Raw genomic sequence first — 19,490 nt, 5'->3', positions numbered from 1 at the left:
CCGAATAAGACGGTTTAGGCGGTTTCCATATCCGGAGCCTGCTCTGACTCCAGCTCCGACACCGCACCTTGCGGAAAAAACATGCTGATCCGAGCCCCTTGGCCAGGCGCGGAGGAGATTTCTAGCCGCCCCCCATGGTCGCGCACGATTTTACGCACAATGGCCAGCCCCAATCCGGAGCCGTCCTTGCGCGTGGTGTAGAACGGTTCCAGGGCGCGTTGGCGTTGTTGGGCGTCCATGCCCGGGCCGTTGTCCCGCACCACGACCCAGAGCCCCTCGCTCCCCGGCTCCATGTGGACGTCGATGACGCCCGTTGCGTCGCCCTTGTTTTCCGCCACGGCCTGGATCGCGTTCATGAGCAGATTGAGCAGGCACTGCTTGAGCAGGTCCGGGTCGGCCCAGACGGTTCGCTCCTCGCCAAAATGGCGGCGAACCTCGATTTTGTGACGGTCAAGATCGGTGCGCAGCAGATCCTCGACGCTCTCCAGCAACTCGGGCAGCCGGACCGCGCTTTTTTGCGGCGGCTTGGGCTTGGCCAGAAAGAGCAGGTCCGTGATCACCCGGTTCAGGCGGTCGGCTTCGGCGACCATGGTTCGGGCGTAGGTTTCCTCGGGTTCGCGACCAGCCAGCTTGCCGGCGAAAAACTGGGCGAATCCGCGCAGGGCGCTGAGCGGATTGCGAATCTCGTGGGCCACGGCCGCGGCCAGCCTGCCGATGGCCGCCAACCGTTCGGACTCCTGCAGGCTGTCTTCCAGCTTTTTGATTTCGGTCCGGTCCCGGACCAACACCAGCCGTTCGCCCAACTCCCGCTCATCCGCCCGCAAGGGCACGGCCAGAATTTCCAGATGGCGATCCTCGAAGGAGAAGTTCCGCCAGAACGCCCCCGAGGGCTCTGACGCGGCCCTCGCTTCCGGGCTCGGCTCGGCTTCTGGTTCCGCTCGTTGTTCATCGGGCCGGTTCGACTGCCGAATGGATTGTTGGTTGAGGGTGAGATCAACCCAGCGACGGCCCGGCAACGGCCCGTCACTTCCCAGCAGAGCCACGGCTGAAGGATTGGCCCCGCGGATCACGCCCTCGGCGTCCACGGTCAGCAAACCGTCCGGCAGGTTGTCCACCAACTTGGCCTGAAATTGCTCCAGTTCCTTGACTTTGGCGCTTTGTTCCCGGCGCTGCAACAGCTTCACCGCGCCGATCCACAGCAGAACCACCGTGGCCAGCACGTATCCGCCCTGCCAGAGCGCGGCGCGCCGGGCGTCGTGGTACATGACCAAATGCTCGCTCATGTCCAGGCCGAGGACGAGATAGGAGGCATGGCCCCGGGCGGAATGGCCCTGGGGCAGAAAGGTTTCGTGCATGTGCCGGGCCGCGGGCTGCCGGAGCTGATGGACGTAGAGCAGGATGTCCTGGCCCTGGTGACGGGCGAATCCGTGCCACTGTCGCTCGTCCCGCAACGTTTCCAGCGCGGCGGGGGGAAGCGTCGGAAAGCTCTCCGGATCTTCGGAAGCGAGCATCATCTGTCCGGAAGACCCCACGACGCCGACAAAAAGCAGGTCCGGGGAGGTCAGCAATTCCTGAAGAAATTCCTTGCCCGAAACCCTTGGCGTGGCCATCCGGGAAGGGCCGCGCATCCGCCAGGCCATGTTGCCCTCGATGCCCATGGCCACGGCCCGGGCCGCCAGCACCATGTGCTGCTCAACGGCCTGTCGCTGATGCCGCAGGTTCTGCCAGGTGACGAAGATCAAGCTCAACCCGAGCAGAATCATGGCCAGCATGGGCATGAGGTAGCGCGTTTCGCGGTGGATGGCCGGCAGGATGTGCATGGGAAGCGTTATGGAGTGGTGTAATGAACGGAAACGAAAATGCCGCCCGGAAGACGGGCGGCATTTTCGTTTCTAAGATGTTATTTATTCAGCCGACTGCGCTCCGTGCCCGGACATCATCGGGCAGTTTCCCATCCGGCCTTTCTTGCCAGACATATTGCCGGACATCTTGCCGCGGCCTGACATACCGTGACCTTTGCCGCCCATGCCGCCCTGCATCAGGTGCCCGGTTTCCTCGAAAACCTTGCGCCGCAACTCGTTCCTGAGCTTCATGGCTTCGCCCTTCAGGGTGATGATTTCGGCAGTCACGGTGTCAACCTGGGCCTGCTGGAACTCTGGGGCGGCCAGGAGCACGTCCAGTTCGGCCTGCTTGGCGCGCATATGCAGGTTGTGCTGCATCATGGCCTTGCGGTGTTCCGCGAACAACGCGACCATTGCTTCTTGCTGCTCCTCGGAAAGATTGCCGAGCACCGGATGTCCGGCGCCACGCTGGTGCTGCTGTGCCTGCCCCTCTGGCTTTCCGGCTTGACCGGAACCGTGCTGGTGCTGCGCCAGAACGGGCACGGAGATCAGGGCCAAAACAAGAAATACCGCACTAATGAAAAATAAACGTCGCATACATTTCCTCCTCACATTGAGTGGTTGTGGTGAATGAATGCTTTTACGCTTTCAAAGGGTATGCCAAAACACAAAAAGTAATCATTTCGGTGGCTTTTCTACGTATCCAGTTAAGACGGACCCTCGTTGCGCAATTTTCTGCACAATCGCGTTGCACACTTGTGCAACAATCCGCGCAAAGAAATGCGCACCGTCATTCTGAAGCCGGTTCACCTCGCCGACACGACAACAGAATCCATCCGTGCCCAAATGTGCTGAAGAGTTCAGCCCTTTTGCCGTAACGGCTCAAATTCCTAAAAATTACTCTGGTCACTTACTTCAAGAACATTGTTTGAACTACGAAATATTGTCATAATCGGGTGTGGGTGAGTTCTCCATGAAAGAAGCCCTTGCCATGTACATGGCAAGGGCTTTCTCGTTATCGGCTTGCGCGAACCGTCTACTCCGCGCCTTGCTCCTGTTCCGGAACTTCGGCCCGGATGACGTCCAGCAATTCGATCTCGAAGACCAGGGTGGAGTTAGGTTCGATCACCGGTCCGGCTTGTTGCGGGCCATAGGCCAAGTCGGCGGGGATGACCACTTCCCATTTCGCTCCCTGGGGCATGAGCTGGAGAATTTCGGTCCAGCCGGGAATCACGCCCTGCAATGGGAAAGTGGCCGGTTCACCGCGTTCCACGGAGCTGTCGAACACCGTTCCGTCCACCAGGGTGCCGGTATAATGCACCGTGACGATATCCTCGGCCAGTGGGGTTTCTCCCTCGCCGACCGTTATGACTCGGTACAGGATTCCGCTGTCCGTGGCCTGGACCCCATCCCGCTCCTGGAACTCGGCCATGAAGGCTTCGCCCTTGGCGATGTTTTCAGCGGCCTGATTCTGGACCATCTCCATCTGTTTCTGCATTAATTCCTGTTGCAAGGTCATCAGCACCTGCTGCTGTTCCTCCTGCTTCATCAGCGGTTCTCCGCCGAAACCCAATCCGTCACGCAGCCCCTGGGCCAGTGCGTCCACGTCCACCTCAAGCTCGCCCATGGCGATATTGGTCCCGATATCCAGGCCAATGGCGTAACTGGTCTTTTGGACCTTTGTATCCAAACTTTGTACGGCGGTGGATTCGGAAGCGGTCTGGGGCGCCGGGGTCTGTTGCTGGCCGCAGCCCAAGATGACCAGGGTCAAGCAAACACTAAAACAGGACGCGATTGTCGTTTTTCGAAAGCTCATGTAATCTCCTTGAATCAAAAGAAAGTTTGATGTTAAACTGCCAGTATAGGATAGCCGTTCCTGCTTGTCCATGTGTCGTCCATGAAATGAAGCGAGAAGCCGACAAGGTTCCTTGGTGGCGCAACCATCGCCGACACCCATCAAAATACGACAACTATTGCAATAAACTAAGGCTTTCCTTGCAAATTACATTGACAGCGCCGTTTTGTTCATGGCATTGTTTTCCTTGTTCCATTCAAGGATTCGTTCTCTGGTCGAGGCGATTTCTTTCGGGGGCCGCTTTTACCGAAAACGTCATTTCCAGGTCCATGCTCAACCCAATCGAGGCTTGATTTGGGCATGCCCCCGACGTTCGGAAGGTGCTTGAGAACTGTTTTCTTGCTGTATTATTCAACTCTGTTCGGTTCAAACCCCAATCAACGTCAACGTGGAGGAAAGCAATGAGTGCAAAAAAATGGACCAAGGCCGTCCTGGCCGCCTGTCTGCTGGTTCTCATCTGTTCCCCGGCCTGGGCGCAGAAGATCAAGATCGCCGTGGCCGCTCCCCTGACCGGCCCCGCCGCTTCCTACGGCGAAAACATCAAGTCCGGCGTGGAGACCAAGGTTGAGGAAATCAACGCCGCTGGCGGCATCAACGGCGTAATGGTCGAGGTCGCTTATTTCGACGAACTGTGCGAACCCCGCGAAGCCGCCGTCGTGGCCCCGCGGATCGTCGGCGACAAGGACATCGTCGGCGTGGTGGGCCACGTCTGCTCCTCGGCCCACTTGGCCGCCCTGCCCACCTACGTGCGCATGGGCATGCCCGTGATTTCCCCCACCGCCACCAACGTGACCATCAGCCAGCAAAACAAGGACAACCAGGGCCGGGTCTGGTCCTTCCGCAACGTCTACCTGGACGACTACCAGGGCTACTTCCTGGCCCATTACGTCAAGGACGTTCTCGGTCTGGAACGCATCGCCGTATTCTATGAAAACAACGATTACGGAATCGGCCTGAAGAACGCTTTCGTGGCCGAAGCCAAGAACGTCGGACTGGCCATCGTCGGCGAGGAAGGCTACGTCAAGGGCGCCACGGACTTCGCCCCGCAGTTGACCCGCCTGCGCGGCGGCAATCCGGACGGCCTGTTCATCTCCGGGTACTACAACGAAGGCGCGCTCATCGCGGCTCAGGCCGGGAATCTGGGCATGGACGTGGTCAAGTTCGGTGCCGACGGCCTGGATAACGTGGACTACATCAACCTGGGTGGAGACGCGGCCAACAACACTTACATGACCGTGCCCTTCCTGGCCGAAGCCGCCCCGGAACAGGCCCAAGACTTCATCAAGAAGTTCGAGGAAAAGTATCAGCGCGACCTGGACTGGATGAGCGCCAACGCTTATGACGCCGCCGGCAAATTCGCCGCGGCAGTGGCCGCAGTGGGAACCGACCGGACCGCGATCCGCGACTACCTGGCCGGCATCAATTCCCTGGAAAACGCCTACATCGGCATCACCGGGGCCACCTACTTCAGTGAGATCGGCGACCCTGAAAAGAGCGCCTTCGTGAAGATGGTCAACGACGGCGCCTTCACCGCCGCCCCCAAGCAGATGCAATAAAGATCAAAACACCAACCTATACGGAAACAGGCCGGGGCGCTCCCGGCCTGTTTCCGTTTCATCCAGCCTTTCCCCATCCCGTCGGCAGGAGTCCCACTTGCTTGAACAACAACTGATCAACGGTTTGACACTGGGCCTGATTTATGCCCTGATCGCCGTAGGCTACACCATGGTCTACGGAGTGATTCAGCTCATCAATTTCGCCCACGGTGAAATCTACATGCTCGGTGCCTTTTTCTGCGTGACCTTTATTACCGCGGCGGGCATGCCTTTTTACGTGGCCATTCTGATGGCCATTATCTGCTGCATGCTCTGCGGCATCCTCCTGGACATCATCGCCTACCGCCCCTTGCGCAAGGCCCCGCGCCTGGCCGCGCTGATCACGGCCATCGGCATGTCCATCTTTCTCCAGAACGTGGCCCTGATCATCTGGGGCAGCCGTTCCCGGCCCTTTCCCCAGGCGGCCTTGCCGTCCTTTTTCCGGGAAAAGGCCCTGGTCATGGGCGACGTCAGCCTGACCTGGCTGCAACTGTTCATCTTCGCCGTGGCCATCATTATGATGATCGGCCTGTACCTGACCATCAACAAGACCCGGATCGGCACGGCCATGCGCGCCCTGGCCCAGAACAAGACCGCGGCTTCCCTGATGGGCATCAACGTCAATTACGTCATCTCCTTCACCTTCGCCTTGGGGTCGGCCATGGGCGCGGTGGCCGGAATTCTCGTCTCGGTCTACTACAACACCCTCTACCCGACCATGGGCTACACCGCCGGAGTCAAGGCCTTTGCCGCGGCCGTGCTCGGCGGCATCGGCTCGGTTCCAGGGGCCATGGTCGGCGGGGTGGTCCTGGGCGTAGCCGAGGCCCTGGGCGCGGGCTACGTCTCCTCTCTGTACCGTGACGGGGTGGCTTACGCGGTGATGATCGCCGTGATCATCTTCCGTCCCTCCGGCATCCTAGGACGATCCGTGGTGGACAAGGCGTAACTGTCCGTTGAAAAACTCCCAATTGCCGCGTTGCCGCAAAAAGCTCAAACTCTCACGTATCAATAACTACGCTTCGACCTTGAGCTTTTTTTGCTCCTTGCACTTGGGGTTTTTGAACGAACTGTCGAATGAAGACTTTTTCAACACTCAGGTACCCCTTGCCAACGTGTTTCTTTTCGCCAACAACGAACGCCAGCACAGCTAATATTCGGGGAATTTCGTGAATATCGGAAAATCACTCACCCTCCTGATCGTCGCCGCGGCGCTGACCTACCCCCTGGTGCCGCAATCCAGCGACTACATCATCCACGTAATGACCCTGGCCATGGTGTACATGATTCTGGCCATGGGCCTGAACATCGTGCCCGGATTCTGCGGCCTGCTGGATTTGGGCTACGTCGGGTTCTACGGGATCGGGGCCTATACCGCCGGCCTGTTGACCATTCACTACGACATGTCCTTCTGGGTGATCGTCCCCCTGGCCGCCCTGAACGGGGCACTGTGGGGCGCGCTGCTGGGCGCGCCGACCCTGCGTCTGACCGGGGACTACTTCGCCATCGTCACCTTCGGCTTTTCCGAGCTGGTGGTGCTCTTTCTGACCAATGAAATCTGGCTGACCCGCGGCCCCCTGGGCTTGCCCGGCATCCAGCCCATCACCGTGAATCTGACCTGGCTCAACGACGCCTGGTATTTCCAGTTCTACGACAAGACCCCCAACTTCTATGTGGTGGCCCTGCTGGTGGGCTTGGTCTTCTTCATCATGCGCCGAATGGAGGACTCCCGCCTGGGCCGGGCCTGGTACGCCATCCGGGAAGACCCTCTGGCCGCGGCCAGTTGCGGAGTGAACATCCTCAACTACAAGGTCATCGCCTTTGCCATTTCCGCGGCCATCGGCGCGGTGGGCGGCTGCTTCTACGCCCGCTGGTCCATGTTTCTCTCCCCGGACATGTTCAAGTTCTGGGAATCCTTCCTGGTCTTGTGCATGGTCGTTTTGGGAGGCTTGGGCAACATCAAGGGCGCGCTGGTCGGCGCGGTGATCCTGGTCTGCCTGGGCGAGGTGCTCCGGGAGGTGCTCACCTCCTTTGGTCTGCCGCCGGAGACCCGGTTCATGGCCTACGGTCTGATCATGGTCCTGATCATGCGCTTCAAGCCAGCCGGCTTTTTTCCGGCCATCGCCTCCAGCGGCCGATCCAACCCGCTGCTGCTCGACCTTCAAAAACGCCTCGCGGCCCGAAACGCTCCCAAGGAAGAACCCCGTGACGCCGCTGCTTGAAATCGACGGAATCAGCAAACGTTTCGGCGGGCTCCTGGCCCTGACCGACGTTTCGTTCAACGTGATCGAAGGTGAGATCCTCGGCCTGATCGGTCCCAACGGGGCCGGGAAGACGACCATGTTCAACTGCATCGCCGGGGTGTACAAGCCCACCTCCGGCAATCTGGTCTTCACCCGTGACGGAAAATCCCAGCGCATCAACGGACGCAAGCCGGAGAAGATGACGGAGTTGGGCATTGCCCGCACCTTCCAGAATATCCGTCTGTTCAGCGCCCTGACCGTCCTGGACAACGTGCGCATCGCCCGCCACTGTCGAACCACGTCCAACTTTTTTCGCTCCGTGTTGCGGACTAAATTCCAGCAAGCCGAGGAGAAGGACATCGTCGACGCATCCATGCGCTGGCTGGATTTCGTCGGCTTGGGCCATCACGCCCTGGCCGACGCCAGCAGCCTGTCCTATGGGGACCAACGCCGCCTGGAAATCGCCCGAGCCCTGGCCACGGAGCCGAAGCTGCTCCTGCTCGACGAACCGGCCGCGGGCATGAACCCCAAGGAAACCCGGATGCTCGTGGACCTGATCCACTCCATTCTGGACGCCGGGGTCTCCGTGATGCTCATCGAGCACGACATGAAGCTGGTGATGACCATCTGCAAACGGCTGGTGGTCCTGGATCACGGCACGCTGATCGCCGAGGGCGGTCCAAAGGAAGTCCGAGAGAATCCCCAGGTCATCGAGGCGTATCTGGGAAGGGGGGCGGCCCATGCTTGAATTGCGGGACGTGCAGGCCTACTATGGGAACATCCAGGCTCTGAAAGGCATCAGCCTGAATGTCCAGGCCGGCGAGATCGTCACTCTGGTCGGGTCCAACGGCGCGGGAAAGTCCACCACCCTGATGACCATTTCTTCGGTGGTACCCGTGCGCTCCGGAAGCATCACCTTCCTGGGCAAGGACATCACCAAGGTGGCCACGGATAAAGTCGTGGCCATGGGTATCACCCAGGTTCCGGAAGGCAGAATGATCTTTCCGGCCTTGACGGTGCTGGAAAATCTGCGCATGGGCGGCTACCTGCGCAAGGACAAGGCCGGATTGAAAGAGGACGAGGAACGGGCTTTTGAGATGTTTCCGATCCTCAAGGAACGTCGCAAGCAATACGGCGGCACGCTTTCCGGAGGCGAGCAGCAGATGCTGGCCATCGGCCGCGCCCTGATGGCCCGGCCCAAGCTGCTCCTGCTGGACGAGCCGTCCCTGGGACTGGCGCCCATCGTGGTGGAAAACATCTTCGACGTCATCGTCCAGATCAACAAGGAAGGCACCACGGTCCTCCTGGTGGAACAAAACGCCCAAATGGCCCTCCAAATCGCCCACCGCGGCTACGTCCTGGAAACCGGCCTGGTCACCATGTCCGGAAAAGCCTCGGATCTCTTGGCGGACCCCAAGGTGCAGGCCGCGTATTTGGGGATGGATTGATCTTCAAACAACAAATCAAGCAGAGCAAAAGACTTCACAAAAAATAAGGATACCTTATCCATGCACCATGAATCAGAAATCCCTTTCGGCCTGACCTTTGACGACGTGTTGCTGGTTCCGAGCTATTCGGAAATTTTGCCGGACAAGGCGGATGTGCGGACCCGGATCACGCCGGAGATTGAGTTGAACATTCCGTTGGTCAGCGCGGCCATGGACACGGTTACGGACGCGCGGATGGCCATTTCCATGGCCCGGTCCGGGGGCATGGGCATCATCCACAAGAACATGCCCATTGAGCGCCAGAAGATCGAGGTGGAGAAGGTCAAGAAGTCCGAAAGCGGGATGATCATCGATCCGGTTACCATCCATCCGGAGGACAGCGTGGCCAAGGTTCTGGAAATGATGGCCGAATACCGGATCTCCGGCCTGCCGGTTGTGGACAACGACCACCTGGTGGGCATTGTCACCAACCGGGACGTGCGGTTCGTCACGGATATGGAGACCAAGGCCCGGGAAATCATGACCAGCGAGGATCTGGTCACCGTGCCCGTGGGCACGACCCTGGACCAAGCCAAGAACCTGCTGCACGAAAACCGGATCGAGAAGCTGCTCGTGGTGGACCACAACCAGAAACTGCGCGGCCTGATCACCATCAAGGATATTGAAAAGGTCAAGAAGTATCCCAATTCCTGCAAGGATTCCGTGGGGCGGCTACGTGTTGGCTGTGCCGTGGGCGTGGGCGCGGACGGCGAGGCTCGGGTGGCGGCCCTGCTGCAATCCGGGGCTGACCTGTTCGTCGTGGACTCGGCCCATGGGCATACGAAGAACATCCTGGAAGCCGTCCGGAGGATCAAGGGCAGCTTTCCCCATTGCCAGCTGGTGGCCGGAAACGTGGCCACCTACGAGGGCGCCCGGGATCTGATCCGGGCCGGGGCCGACGCGGTCAAGGTCGGCATCGGTCCGGGCTCCATCTGCACCACCCGGATCGTGGCCGGGGTGGGCGTACCCCAGGTCACGGCGATCATGGAAGCGGTCCGGGCCTGCCGCGAGGCGGACAAATGTCTGGTCGCGGACGGCGGGATCAAGTTTTCCGGGGACGTGGTCAAAGCCATCGCCGCTGGAGGGGACTGCGTGATGATCGGCAGCCTGTTTGCAGGGACAGAAGAAAGTCCGGGAGAGACCATCCTGTACCAGGGCCGTTCCTACAAAATCTACCGAGGCATGGGCTCCATTGATGCCATGCGCGATGGCAGTTGCGACCGGTATTTCCAGGAAAAGTCCTCCAAGCTCGTTCCCGAGGGAATTGTCGGCCGAGTGCCGTACAAGGGCCCTGTCACGGAAAGCATCTACCAACTCGTGGGTGGCCTGCGCTCCGGCATGGGCTACCTGGGCAGCCCGGATCTGAAGGCCCTCCAAACCCAGGCCAAGTTCGTGCGCATCTCCCCGGCCGGGCTGCGGGAAAGCCATGTACACGACGTGATCATCACCAAGGAAGCCCCCAACTACCGCGTGGAGAATTTTTCATGATCGATACCGATAAGGTCGTCATCCTGGACTACGGCTCACAGTACACCCAGTTAATCGCCCGCCGGGTGCGCGAGGCCGGGGTCTATTCTGAAATCCACCCCTGCACCATCACCACCGAGGAACTGCGGGCCCTGAACCCCAAGGCGTTGATTCTTTCCGGCGGACCGGCCAGCGTGATCAACAACGAAGCCCCATCCCTGGACCCGTCAATCCTGACGTGGGGGCTGCCCATTCTCGGAATCTGTTACGGGATGCAGCTTTTAGCGCACATCGGCGGCGGCAAGGTCGTACCGTCCCAGGACAGGGAATACGGCCGAGCCGAGTTGTTTCTCACCGCGGACTGTCCGCTTTGGGACGGACTGACGGTAACCGAGGGTCTCAAAGTTTGGATGTCCCACGGAGACAAGGTTCTGACTCCTCCGCCGGGATTCACGCCATTGGCCCGGACCAGTCGGGTGGACGTGGCGGCCATGGCCGACGTTTCTCGCAAAATCTACGCCCTGCAATTTCATCCGGAAGTCGTTCATACCGAGGACGGCGATACGATTCTGCGCAACTTCCTTTTCCGGGTGGCCGCCCTGAGCCCGACCTGGAACATGGCCTCGTTTCTGGAAGAAAATCTGGCCCGGCTGCGCGATCAAATCGGTGACCAGGAACAAGTGATCTGCGCGCTGAGCGGCGGCGTGGACTCCACCGTGGTGGCCGTGATGCTACACAAGGCCATCGGACGCCGCTTGCACTGCGTCCTGGTGGACAACGGCCTGCTACGCTTGGGTGAGGGAGAAGAAATCGTGGCCTATCTGCGCCAACATTTCGACCTGAACCTGCATTACGCCCAGTCCCAGGATATGTTCCTTTCCCGGCTCAAGGGCGTTGAGGACCCGGAGGAGAAGCGCAAGATCATCGGGCATACCTTCATCGAAGTCTTTGAACAGGAAGCCAAATCCCTCACCGGAATCAAGTACCTTGCCCAGGGAACCTTGTATCCTGACGTCATTGAAAGCATCTCCTTCAAAGGGCCTTCTGCGGTCATTAAAAGCCACCACAACGTGGGCGGGCTGCCGGAGACGATGGACCTGGACCTGATCGAGCCCCTGCGGGAGCTGTTCAAGGACGAGGTGCGCAAAGTGGCCGTGGAACTCGGCCTGCCGGACTTTATCGTTTGGCGGCACCCGTTTCCCGGACCGGGGCTGGCCATCCGCATCCTGGGAGAAGTCACCCCGGAACGGCTGCACATCCTGCGGCAGGCCGACAAGATCGTGCACAGCGAACTCATGGCCGCGGGTTGGTACTATAAAGTCTGGCAAGGCTTCGCCGTGCTCCTGCCCCTGAAGACCGTGGGCGTGATGGGCGACGAACGGACCTACGAGCACGTCATCGCCCTGCGCATCGTGGACAGCATTGACGCCATGACCGCGGACTGGTCTCGGGTACCCTCGGAAATCCTGGCCCAGATCTCCAACCGAATCATCAACGAAGTCAAAGGAGTGAACCGGGTCGTCCTGGACATCTCCTCCAAACCGCCCAGCACAATTGAGTGGGAGTAGGAACATGTTCGGCATCGGTACAACGGAACTGCTCATCATCATGCTCGTGGCCCTGATCGTCTTGGGTCCGAAGCAGCTTCCCGGCATCGCCCGCTCCCTGGGCAAGGCCCTGGGAGAATTTCGGCGCGTGACCACGGATGTTCAGCGGACCTTGAATCTGGAAGCGGCGAAGATCGAAGAGGACGAGCGGGAGCAGAAAAAGGCCGCCGCGGTTGCCAAGAAAGCTGAGGAACCTCAACCCGCCGCGAAGCCGGAACCTTCTTCACCGCCCCCTTCGGCTGCAGGCGAGGAGAGTATCCCACCTCCGGAACACGCGGATTCAAATCCCTATGTCGCCGCGCGGGACGAAACTTCACCGGATGCAAGCCAACCCCAGCCAAAGGCTTCGCATGATCCGCCCCAGGAATCGACTGTCTCGACGCAGGACGCCTCTTCTTCCGTGGCGAGGGACGCCTCCGCCGAGGAACTTCAAAAAGAGACCTCCGATCCGTCCGAATCCTCACATTCCAGGGCCCAGGCATGAACGAGACGACCCAGAATACGGATCAGCAAAAAGAAGTCGCCGGAGAACTGAAGGAAATGACCCTCATGGACCACCTGGGGGAATTGCGGTCCCGATTGACCCGGTCCGCTGTGGCCGTCGTAGTGGGTTTTCTGATCTGTTACGCATTTTCCAAACAGCTCTTCGGGGTCATGATGCTGCCGCTGATGGAGGTCATGCCACCGGAAAGCACCCTGATTTTCACGGGTCTGCCCGAAGCTTTTTTCACCTACGTCAAGACCGCCTTCGTGGCTGGCCTGTTTTTGGTCAGTCCCTATATTTTCTATCAAATCTGGCAATTCATCGCCCCGGGACTTTACGAGAACGAGCGCAAGTACATGATCCCCATCGCCGCGATTTCCGCCTTGTTTTTCATCAGCGGCGCGTTGTTCGGGTATTACGTCGTTTTTCCCTTCGGCTTCGAATTCTTCATGGGTTATGCGGACGAAATGATTCGCCCCATGCCCAGCCTCAAGGAATATTTCAGTTTTTCTCTGAAACTGCTCTTGGCCTTTGGGGTTATTTTCGAGCTGCCCCTGTTCATCTTCTTTCTGGCCCGGCTGGGCCTGGTCACTCCCGCGTGGCTACGCAAGCAACGCAAATACGCAATCCTGCTCTCCTTCGTGGTGGCCGCGATCCTCACTCCTCCGGACGGAATCACCCAGATCCTGATGTCCGGCCCGTTGATCATACTGTATGAGGTCAGCATCTACGTGGCCCACTTCTTCGGCAAGAAAAAGAAGCCCAAGCCCACGGATGACGAAGAGGAGGGTACTAAGCAATGACCGTCCCCGGACAAGCCCGGAGCATGACCGGCTTTGGAACGTGCCAAGTCCAGGACGACCATGGACGGCAAAGCTGGGAGATTCGCACGGTCAATTCTCGGTATCTGGAGGTGAAATGGCGGGTTCCCGGTTACTGTCGCCGCCTGGAAAGCACATGGGAGAAAATTGTTCGCGAACACCTGGCCAGGGGCCGGGTGGAAATCAGCCTGGACCTTCGACTCAGCCGTCCGGACGCCGTTTGCCCCACCCTGGACTCGGCCCAGGCACGGGGCATGCTGGACCAGATACGCACCCTGGCCGACCAAGCCGGAATTCCCTTTCAGCCCAACCTGAATGAACTGTTTCATCACGGCGGCCTGTGGCGGGACCCCTCCGGGGATCTGCCCGGATCATTGGTCGATTCCCTGGTCGCCGGTCTGCGGACCGTGTTGAGGGATGTACAGGAAACACGCTCAAGGGAAGGACGAGCCCTGAGCATGGACATTCTTGAGCGATTGGAGCGCTTGACGCGGATCTCAACCACCATTCGCGACCAGGTCTCCCATCTCGCCCCAAAACGTATGACAGCGCTGCATGAACGAGTCGATGCGTTGCTCCAAGGATGGAATCAGCACCGAGAGTCGGCCCCGCTGATGTTGGATGAACCCCGGCTTCTGCAGGAATTCGCCCTGCTTGCGGATCGACTGGACGTCAGTGAGGAACTCACTCGCTTGTCCGCCCATCTGGACGAGGCGGTCAGAATTCTGACCAAACTCCCTGATCCCGGTCGACGCCTGGACTTTCTTTTTCAGGAATGTCTGCGGGAGATTACAACCTGCGGCAACAAGACCCAGGACGCGGACATCAGCCGGGACGTCGTGGCGTTCAAGGCGGAATTGGAGAAGTGTCGGGAACAGGTCCAGAACCTGGAGTAGCCGCTCCATCAACTTTCAGCCGAGGAGGAAGAGTTCCATGTCCAAAACAAGCCTGCTGAACATCGGGTACGGCAATTTCGTCGTCAGTTCCAGAATCATCTCCATCGTCAGCCCAACCTCCTCCCCCATGCGCCGACTGCGTGAAGAGGCCAAGGCGGACAAGCGGTTGATCGACGCCACGCAAGGCCGCAAAACACGTTCCATCATCGTCACGGACTCCAATCACGTCATTCTCTCCGCCATTCAGGCCGAAACCATCGGACAGCGCTACACCGTCCGCGACGACGGTCCGGACGAGGACAAATAGGCATGGCCGCGAAACCAGGAAGATCCCGACAGGGCATCCTGTTTGTGATCAGCGCCCCCTCTGGTACGGGCAAAAGCACGCTGATCAACCGATTACGCGCCGAATTCCCCGACCTGGCCTTTTCGGTATCCTACACGACCCGCGCCCCCAGGACCGGTGAGGAAAACGGCCGGGAGTATCATTTCGTCGACGCTGAGACGTTCATCCGTCTCCGGGATGCGGGAGAACTGGCCGAATGGGCGGAAGTCCACGGCAATTTCTACGGAACCTCCAGGCCGGTGGTCCAGACGATGCTTGACCAGGGCCGGGACGTGCTCTTCGACATCGACGTCCAAGGCTCCCGTCAGTTGCGCCAAGCTTTCGACCAAGGCGCGTTCGTCTTTCTCTTTCCCCCCTCAATGCGGGTTTTGGAACAACGACTACGTGGCAGGGGTACCGAAACCGAGGAATCCCTAACCAAACGCCTGGCTAACGCTCGCCGGGAACTGGAACAGGCTGAATTTTTCGACTACTGGATTGTGAACGACGACCTGGAATCGGCCTATCGGGACCTGCGTGGCGTGTATCAGGCCGAAGGTCTTCGCAAGTCCTGCAACCTTGGACTCGTGGAGCAGGTCCTGGCCAGCTGACCAACCGAGGAAGCCGATGCCCGAACTGATCGTCGCCCTGGATACGCCGGACCTGAATTCGGCCCTGCATCTCGTCGACCGGCTGCATGGACACACGCGCTGGTTCAAGGTCGGCCTGGAACTGTTCTCCGCGGTCGGCCCCCGAGTCGTGGAAGCCGTGCGATCCAGGGACTGCCAGGTTTTTCTCGATCTGAAATTTTTGGACATCCCGAACACGGTCCAATCCGCGTCCCGGGTCGCATCGAGCCTGGGCGTGAACATGCTCACCATCCACTTGTCCGGCGGACGACGGATGGTCCAGGCAGCATTGGAGGGAGTCCGCCAGGGGACTCCTCCGACTACGTCTCCTCCCTTGGTGGTCGGGGTGACCATGCTCACCAGCCTGAACCGGGAAGATGTTTCCTGGATGGCGAAATCAAGCGACAAGACCGCGCCCGATCCGGGAGAGTTGGCCCTTGCGCTGGCTGAACACGGATGCCGATGGGGCGTGGACGGCGTGGTCTGTTCCGCCCAGGAAACGGCCAGGATCAAGTCCATCACCGACGCGGCCTGTATCTGCGTCACACCGGGAATCCGCATGCCGTCCGACCAACAAGCCAATATCGGGAAGGACGATCAATCCCGGACCCTCACTCCGGCTGAAGCCGTGGCCGTCGGCAGCGACTACCTGGTGGTGGGTCGCCCCATCACCAAGGCGAGAGATCCGGTTCGAGCCGCGGAGTCCATTTTGCAATCCATGGCAGCGACTATCTAAAGGAGACATCCATGGCCGATCATTCCATGACAACTCCGCCGAAGGAACACGCCCAGCAAACAAAAGAGCGGATTAAAGGCGTTTTTTCGTCCCAGGTGCTTACCAAGATCGGTACCGGCACGACGATGCGCAAAAGCATCCAGAAAAGTTATTTTTTCGCCCAGGAACTGGATGACGGAAACATTGAAGTCCAGCCGCTGAACATAAACTATGTACCCTCCGGTCCGAAACAGGTTTTGTCCAAGGATGAATTTCTGGACAAATTTTCGCCGGAGCCGGAGTTCTACACCGTCACGGTCATGCCCAAAATGCGGGAGTTGGAGAAGACCATCGCCCGAGGGGATCGACACCGAAAGCGCGGTGAGACGTTCAGCGCGGAAATGGAGTACGGCAATGCCGTCAGGGTCGACGAAGAAAACGTTCGCGCCAATTTTGGACTGGGATTGACCTATCTGGAGCGCGGGGCCACGGACAAGGCTCAGGATATTTTCGAGCGGCTGGTAAAGCTGGAAGCGGCTTATGAGTCGGAGCACAAGCATTTGTTTAATGAATTCGGGATCAACCTGCGGAAAAGCAAAATGATCGACCAAGCCCTGGATTACTATGCCCGGGCCCTGGAGCTTTCGGAGAACGACGAGAACCTTTACTACAACATCGCCCGAGTCCAGTTTGACCGCAAGGACTTTCCGAAAACCGTCGAAATGCTGACCAAAGCCCTGGAGATCAACCCAGAAATGCCGGAGGCAAATAAATTTATCGACTTCCTGAAAAGCAAAGGCTTGGCTCAGAGCTAACCCACAAAACGCAATCTCGTGATTTGTTCCATCGATCACGTCATGCTTCGGGACCTAACCTCAAGGGAGTTTCGGTGGCCTTTCATACCAGAGGGCAGGATTTTTTGAACCAACTACCGGAAATCCAAAAGGACCTTCCGGTTTCCCCACAACTGTTCCAGACGCTGTTTTCGATGACCAGCGATAAATCCAGTTCCTCGTTGGTGGACATCGCCAAAGTCATCGAGAAAGACCAGGGACTGACCGTCCGCATTCTGACCATGGCCAATTCGGCCTATTACGGATTGCAGTCCCAAGTCGGTTCCGTGCATCGGGCCGTGATGATCCTGGGGCTTCAGGAAGTCCGTAAACTGGTTCTGCTCTTGAACATCCGCTCCCTGGAACAGCGCCTGGATACGGACCTGTTTGACGTTTCGAACCATTGGCGACATCAAGTGAACGTGGCCCATGCCGCCAAAATCATGGCGGAACACGCTCCAGACGCGGATCGCGAGGAACTGTTCACCATCGGCCTGCTCCATGACCTGGGCAAGATGATCACCGCCCTCTACCGCCGCGACGACTGGAAAGCCATCCTCGAGCTTCGTTCAACAAAGAATGTTCCGCTGTTCATGGCCGAAGACGCCTATTGGGGGCTGGATCATGCCCTGATCGGCGCGATGACCCTGAAGTCCTGGTTTTTGCCCGCTTCCCTGACCGAACCCATCAACTGGCATCATGCCCCTGAACTGGCCAAGGACTTCGGTGTGCAGGCCAGGATGATCCGGCTGGCGGACGTTCTGGTGCTTCATCAGCTAGATCAGCATGGACGGGACTGGCTCGAAACAAATCTTCCCGCCAAGGACCTTCGCGACCTCCAGCTTCCTGAAGACCTCGAACATAATTTGATTCCCGAAATGCAGGCCTCGGGCAGGACCGACCTGTTCCTGCAAGGCCTGGGAATCGCCGCATAAAGCCTATTTTTTTTGGCAACACCCGTCCCTTAGTCATCATGCACACTCTCCCCACCTTCCCCGACAAAACGTGGAGGTTCCGCTCCGCTTTGCCAGAACGGCATCTCGTCCGGAATCTGGCCGGCGACCTGGATATTTCTCCGCTTCTGGTGAATCTGCTCTGGAGCCGCGGCGTGCGCACTGCCGAGGAAATGGATTTGTTCTTGTCTCCCGGACTGCGGCATCTGGCCCAACCGGAACAGTGGTGCGGCCTGAACGCCACCGGGGAAGTCATCGCCAAAGCCGTCGCCCAGGGCAGGAAGCCTGCCGTCTGGGGCGACTACGACGTTGACGGCATCACCAGCACCGCGCTCCTGCTGCTTTTTTTCAAGGCCCGAGGCGTCGAAGCGGATCACCACATCCCCCATCGCCAGACCGAGGGTTACGGGCTGAACAATGCCGGCATCGAGGACCTGGCCCGGCGGGGGATCGGCCTGCTGATCACCGTGGATTGCGGCATCAGCCACCTCCCGGAAGTGACCAGGGCAAAGGAACTGGGCATGACCGTGGTGATATCCGACCACCATCTGCCCGGCCCCGACCTTCCGGCCGCGGACGCGATCATGAACCCCAAGATCGGCGACTGTCCCTGCCCCAATCTGGCCGGGGTGGGCGTGGCCTTTCTCCTGGCCGCGGTGCTCAACCGGATGCTCCCCGGCGAACCCCTGGACATGCGTCAATTCCTGGATCTGGTCGCCCTGGGCACGGTGGCGGACATCGTGGAACTGACCGGGCAGAACCGGATTCTGGCCAAGAACGGTCTGACCATGCTCAAGGAGGGAAAACGTCCGGGCATCATGGCCCTGAAGGAAGTCTGCGGATACAAACCGGGCGCGGTGCTGGACGAGGACCGGGTGGGATTTGGCCTAGCCCCCCGGATCAATGCCGCCGGTCGGCTGGGCCACGCTGAAACCGCCCTGCGCCTGTTGCTGGCCCGGGACATGACCGAGGCCAGAGAACTGGCCAAGGAACTGGACGGCTACAACACCCACCGACGGGGTATTGGCAAGGAAATTCAGGAAGAAGCCCTGCGCCTGGCCCTGGAGCAGAAAGGCCGCTTCGGGCTGGTGCTGCACGCCCCACACTGGCACGAGGGCGTCATCGGAATCATTGCCTCCAAGGTCGCGGAAACCCATTACCGACCGGCCATCATCCTCACGGACCACGAATCCGGGCACCTCAAGGGGTCAGGGCGGAGCATCCCACAGTTTTCGCTCTACGAGGGGCTCGTGGCCTGCCAGCACCTGCTCGAAGGGTTCGGCGGCCACAGCCAAGCCGCCGGGTTACGACTGCACAGGGACGACCTCGCGGCCTTTCAGGAAGCCTTCAATGCCGCGGTGTCCCAGGCCCTGGATAATATCCCACCCACCCCCACCCTGATCCTCGACGCGCCGCTGAGTTTCGGGGAAATCGACTATGACCTGCTCAAGGAGCTGGAACTCCTGGCCCCCTTCGGCGCGGACAACCCAAAACCGCTGTTCCTCTCCCCCTCGGTGACCGTGCGCAACCGCAAACCAGTGGGCGCGGACCATGTCTTCCTGGATCTGCGCGACGACAAAGCCGAGGTGACCATGCGGGCCAAGGCCTGGAACCAGGCCGCAAACCTGCCCCGAAGCGTTACCGGAAAACCCATGCTTCTGGCCTACACCCCGAAATTCAACGAATTCAACGGCGTGACCAGCATCGAGCTGGCCTTGCGGGACTGGGCGCTTCAGGGATGA

19 protein-coding genes are annotated in these 19,490 nt (G+C 59.5%); 16 read left to right on the top strand and 3 right to left on the bottom strand.

Annotation, left to right across the window (positions count from 1 at the left end):
- Positions 1 to 14 precede the first annotated feature (14 nt).
- From GY33_RS0113220 to GY33_RS0113205, 3 genes are all read right to left on the bottom strand, one after another.
- Positions 15 to 1,820 carry a two-component system sensor histidine kinase NtrB gene (locus GY33_RS0113220; RefSeq protein WP_051822628.1) on the bottom strand — a complete coding sequence of 602 codons (1,806 nt, stop codon included), beginning with the start codon at positions 1,818 to 1,820 and terminating at the stop codon, positions 15 to 17.
- 84 nt (positions 1,821 to 1,904) lie between these two features.
- Entirely contained in the window at positions 1,905 to 2,438 is a 534-nt protein-coding gene (locus GY33_RS20595; RefSeq protein ID WP_084185167.1) for a Spy/CpxP family protein refolding chaperone, read from the bottom strand.
- Positions 2,439 to 2,877: 439 nt separating this feature from the next.
- The gene (locus tag GY33_RS0113205) at positions 2,878 to 3,657 is read right to left on the bottom strand and encodes an FKBP-type peptidyl-prolyl cis-trans isomerase (RefSeq protein ID WP_051822627.1); all 780 of its coding nucleotides are present in this window, start codon (positions 3,655 to 3,657) and stop codon (positions 2,878 to 2,880) included.
- Between the two features lie 440 nt (positions 3,658 to 4,097).
- On the opposite strand from GY33_RS0113205, the gene GY33_RS0113200 reads away from it, so the two are divergent.
- From GY33_RS0113200 to recJ, 16 genes are all read left to right on the top strand, one after another.
- A complete protein-coding gene (locus GY33_RS0113200; RefSeq protein WP_031387782.1) occupies positions 4,098 to 5,252 on the top strand; it encodes an ABC transporter substrate-binding protein in 1,155 nt (384 codons plus the stop codon).
- A gap of 97 nt (positions 5,253 to 5,349) precedes the next feature.
- Positions 5,350 to 6,237, top strand: a complete 888-nt coding sequence (locus GY33_RS0113195; protein ID WP_031387781.1) for a branched-chain amino acid ABC transporter permease — start codon at positions 5,350 to 5,352, stop codon at positions 6,235 to 6,237.
- 220 nt (positions 6,238 to 6,457) lie between these two features.
- A complete protein-coding gene (locus tag GY33_RS0113185; RefSeq protein ID WP_051822626.1) occupies positions 6,458 to 7,510 on the top strand; it encodes a branched-chain amino acid ABC transporter permease in 1,053 nt (350 codons plus the stop codon).
- The gene (locus GY33_RS0113180) at positions 7,494 to 8,279 is read left to right on the top strand and encodes an ABC transporter ATP-binding protein (protein ID WP_031387778.1); all 786 of its coding nucleotides are present in this window, start codon (positions 7,494 to 7,496) and stop codon (positions 8,277 to 8,279) included. Before GY33_RS0113185 ends, GY33_RS0113180 begins: the two co-directional genes overlap by 17 nt.
- Entirely contained in the window at positions 8,272 to 8,979 is a 708-nt protein-coding gene (locus tag GY33_RS0113175; protein WP_031387777.1) for an ABC transporter ATP-binding protein, read from the top strand. Before GY33_RS0113180 ends, GY33_RS0113175 begins: the two co-directional genes overlap by 8 nt.
- A gap of 60 nt (positions 8,980 to 9,039) precedes the next feature.
- Complete coding sequence (gene guaB / locus GY33_RS0113170; RefSeq protein ID WP_031387776.1) at positions 9,040 to 10,506, top strand: IMP dehydrogenase; 1,467 nt, start codon at positions 9,040 to 9,042, stop codon at positions 10,504 to 10,506.
- Positions 10,503 to 12,053 carry a glutamine-hydrolyzing GMP synthase gene (guaA, locus tag GY33_RS0113165; RefSeq protein WP_031387775.1) on the top strand — a complete coding sequence of 517 codons (1,551 nt, stop codon included), beginning with the start codon at positions 10,503 to 10,505 and terminating at the stop codon, positions 12,051 to 12,053. The genes guaB and guaA overlap by 4 nt, the downstream gene beginning before the upstream one ends.
- A 4-nt stretch (positions 12,054 to 12,057) precedes the next feature.
- Positions 12,058 to 12,576 (top strand): Sec-independent protein translocase protein TatB, encoded by a 519-nt coding sequence (gene tatB / locus GY33_RS20590; protein ID WP_084185166.1) that lies wholly within the window; start codon positions 12,058 to 12,060, stop codon positions 12,574 to 12,576.
- A gap of 56 nt (positions 12,577 to 12,632) precedes the next feature.
- Positions 12,633 to 13,379, top strand: coding sequence for a twin-arginine translocase subunit TatC (gene tatC, locus GY33_RS0113155; protein ID WP_031387773.1), 747 nt, complete (start codon positions 12,633 to 12,635; stop codon positions 13,377 to 13,379).
- The gene (locus GY33_RS0113150; protein WP_031387772.1) at positions 13,376 to 14,293 is read left to right on the top strand and encodes a YicC/YloC family endoribonuclease; all 918 of its coding nucleotides are present in this window, start codon (positions 13,376 to 13,378) and stop codon (positions 14,291 to 14,293) included. The genes tatC and GY33_RS0113150 overlap by 4 nt, the downstream gene beginning before the upstream one ends.
- 37 nt (positions 14,294 to 14,330) lie before the next feature.
- Positions 14,331 to 14,600 carry a DUF370 domain-containing protein gene (locus GY33_RS0113145; RefSeq protein ID WP_031387771.1) on the top strand — a complete coding sequence of 90 codons (270 nt, stop codon included), beginning with the start codon at positions 14,331 to 14,333 and terminating at the stop codon, positions 14,598 to 14,600.
- Positions 14,601 to 14,602: 2 nt separating this feature from the next.
- Complete coding sequence (gene gmk / locus GY33_RS0113140; RefSeq protein ID WP_031387770.1) at positions 14,603 to 15,229, top strand: guanylate kinase; 627 nt, start codon at positions 14,603 to 14,605, stop codon at positions 15,227 to 15,229.
- A gap of 16 nt (positions 15,230 to 15,245) precedes the next feature.
- On the top strand, positions 15,246 to 15,983 hold the full coding sequence (pyrF, locus tag GY33_RS0113135; RefSeq protein ID WP_031387769.1) for an orotidine-5'-phosphate decarboxylase: 738 nt from the start codon (positions 15,246 to 15,248) through the stop codon (positions 15,981 to 15,983).
- An 11-nt stretch (positions 15,984 to 15,994) separates the two neighbouring features.
- Positions 15,995 to 16,777 (top strand): tetratricopeptide repeat protein, encoded by a 783-nt coding sequence (locus GY33_RS0113130; protein WP_235185526.1) that lies wholly within the window; start codon positions 15,995 to 15,997, stop codon positions 16,775 to 16,777.
- Between the two features lie 74 nt (positions 16,778 to 16,851).
- The gene (locus tag GY33_RS0113125; RefSeq protein ID WP_051822625.1) at positions 16,852 to 17,730 is read left to right on the top strand and encodes an HDOD domain-containing protein; all 879 of its coding nucleotides are present in this window, start codon (positions 16,852 to 16,854) and stop codon (positions 17,728 to 17,730) included.
- Between the two features lie 89 nt (positions 17,731 to 17,819).
- Entirely contained in the window at positions 17,820 to 19,490 is a 1,671-nt protein-coding gene (recJ, locus tag GY33_RS0113120) for a single-stranded-DNA-specific exonuclease RecJ (protein ID WP_031387766.1), read from the top strand.

Origin of the sequence: Desulfonatronum thiodismutans, assembly GCF_000717475.1 — a bacterium.
Taxonomy (GTDB): Bacteria; Desulfobacterota; Desulfovibrionia; order Desulfovibrionales; family Desulfonatronaceae; genus Desulfonatronum; species Desulfonatronum thiodismutans.
This window is presented reverse-complemented; position numbering and strand designations above follow the sequence as displayed.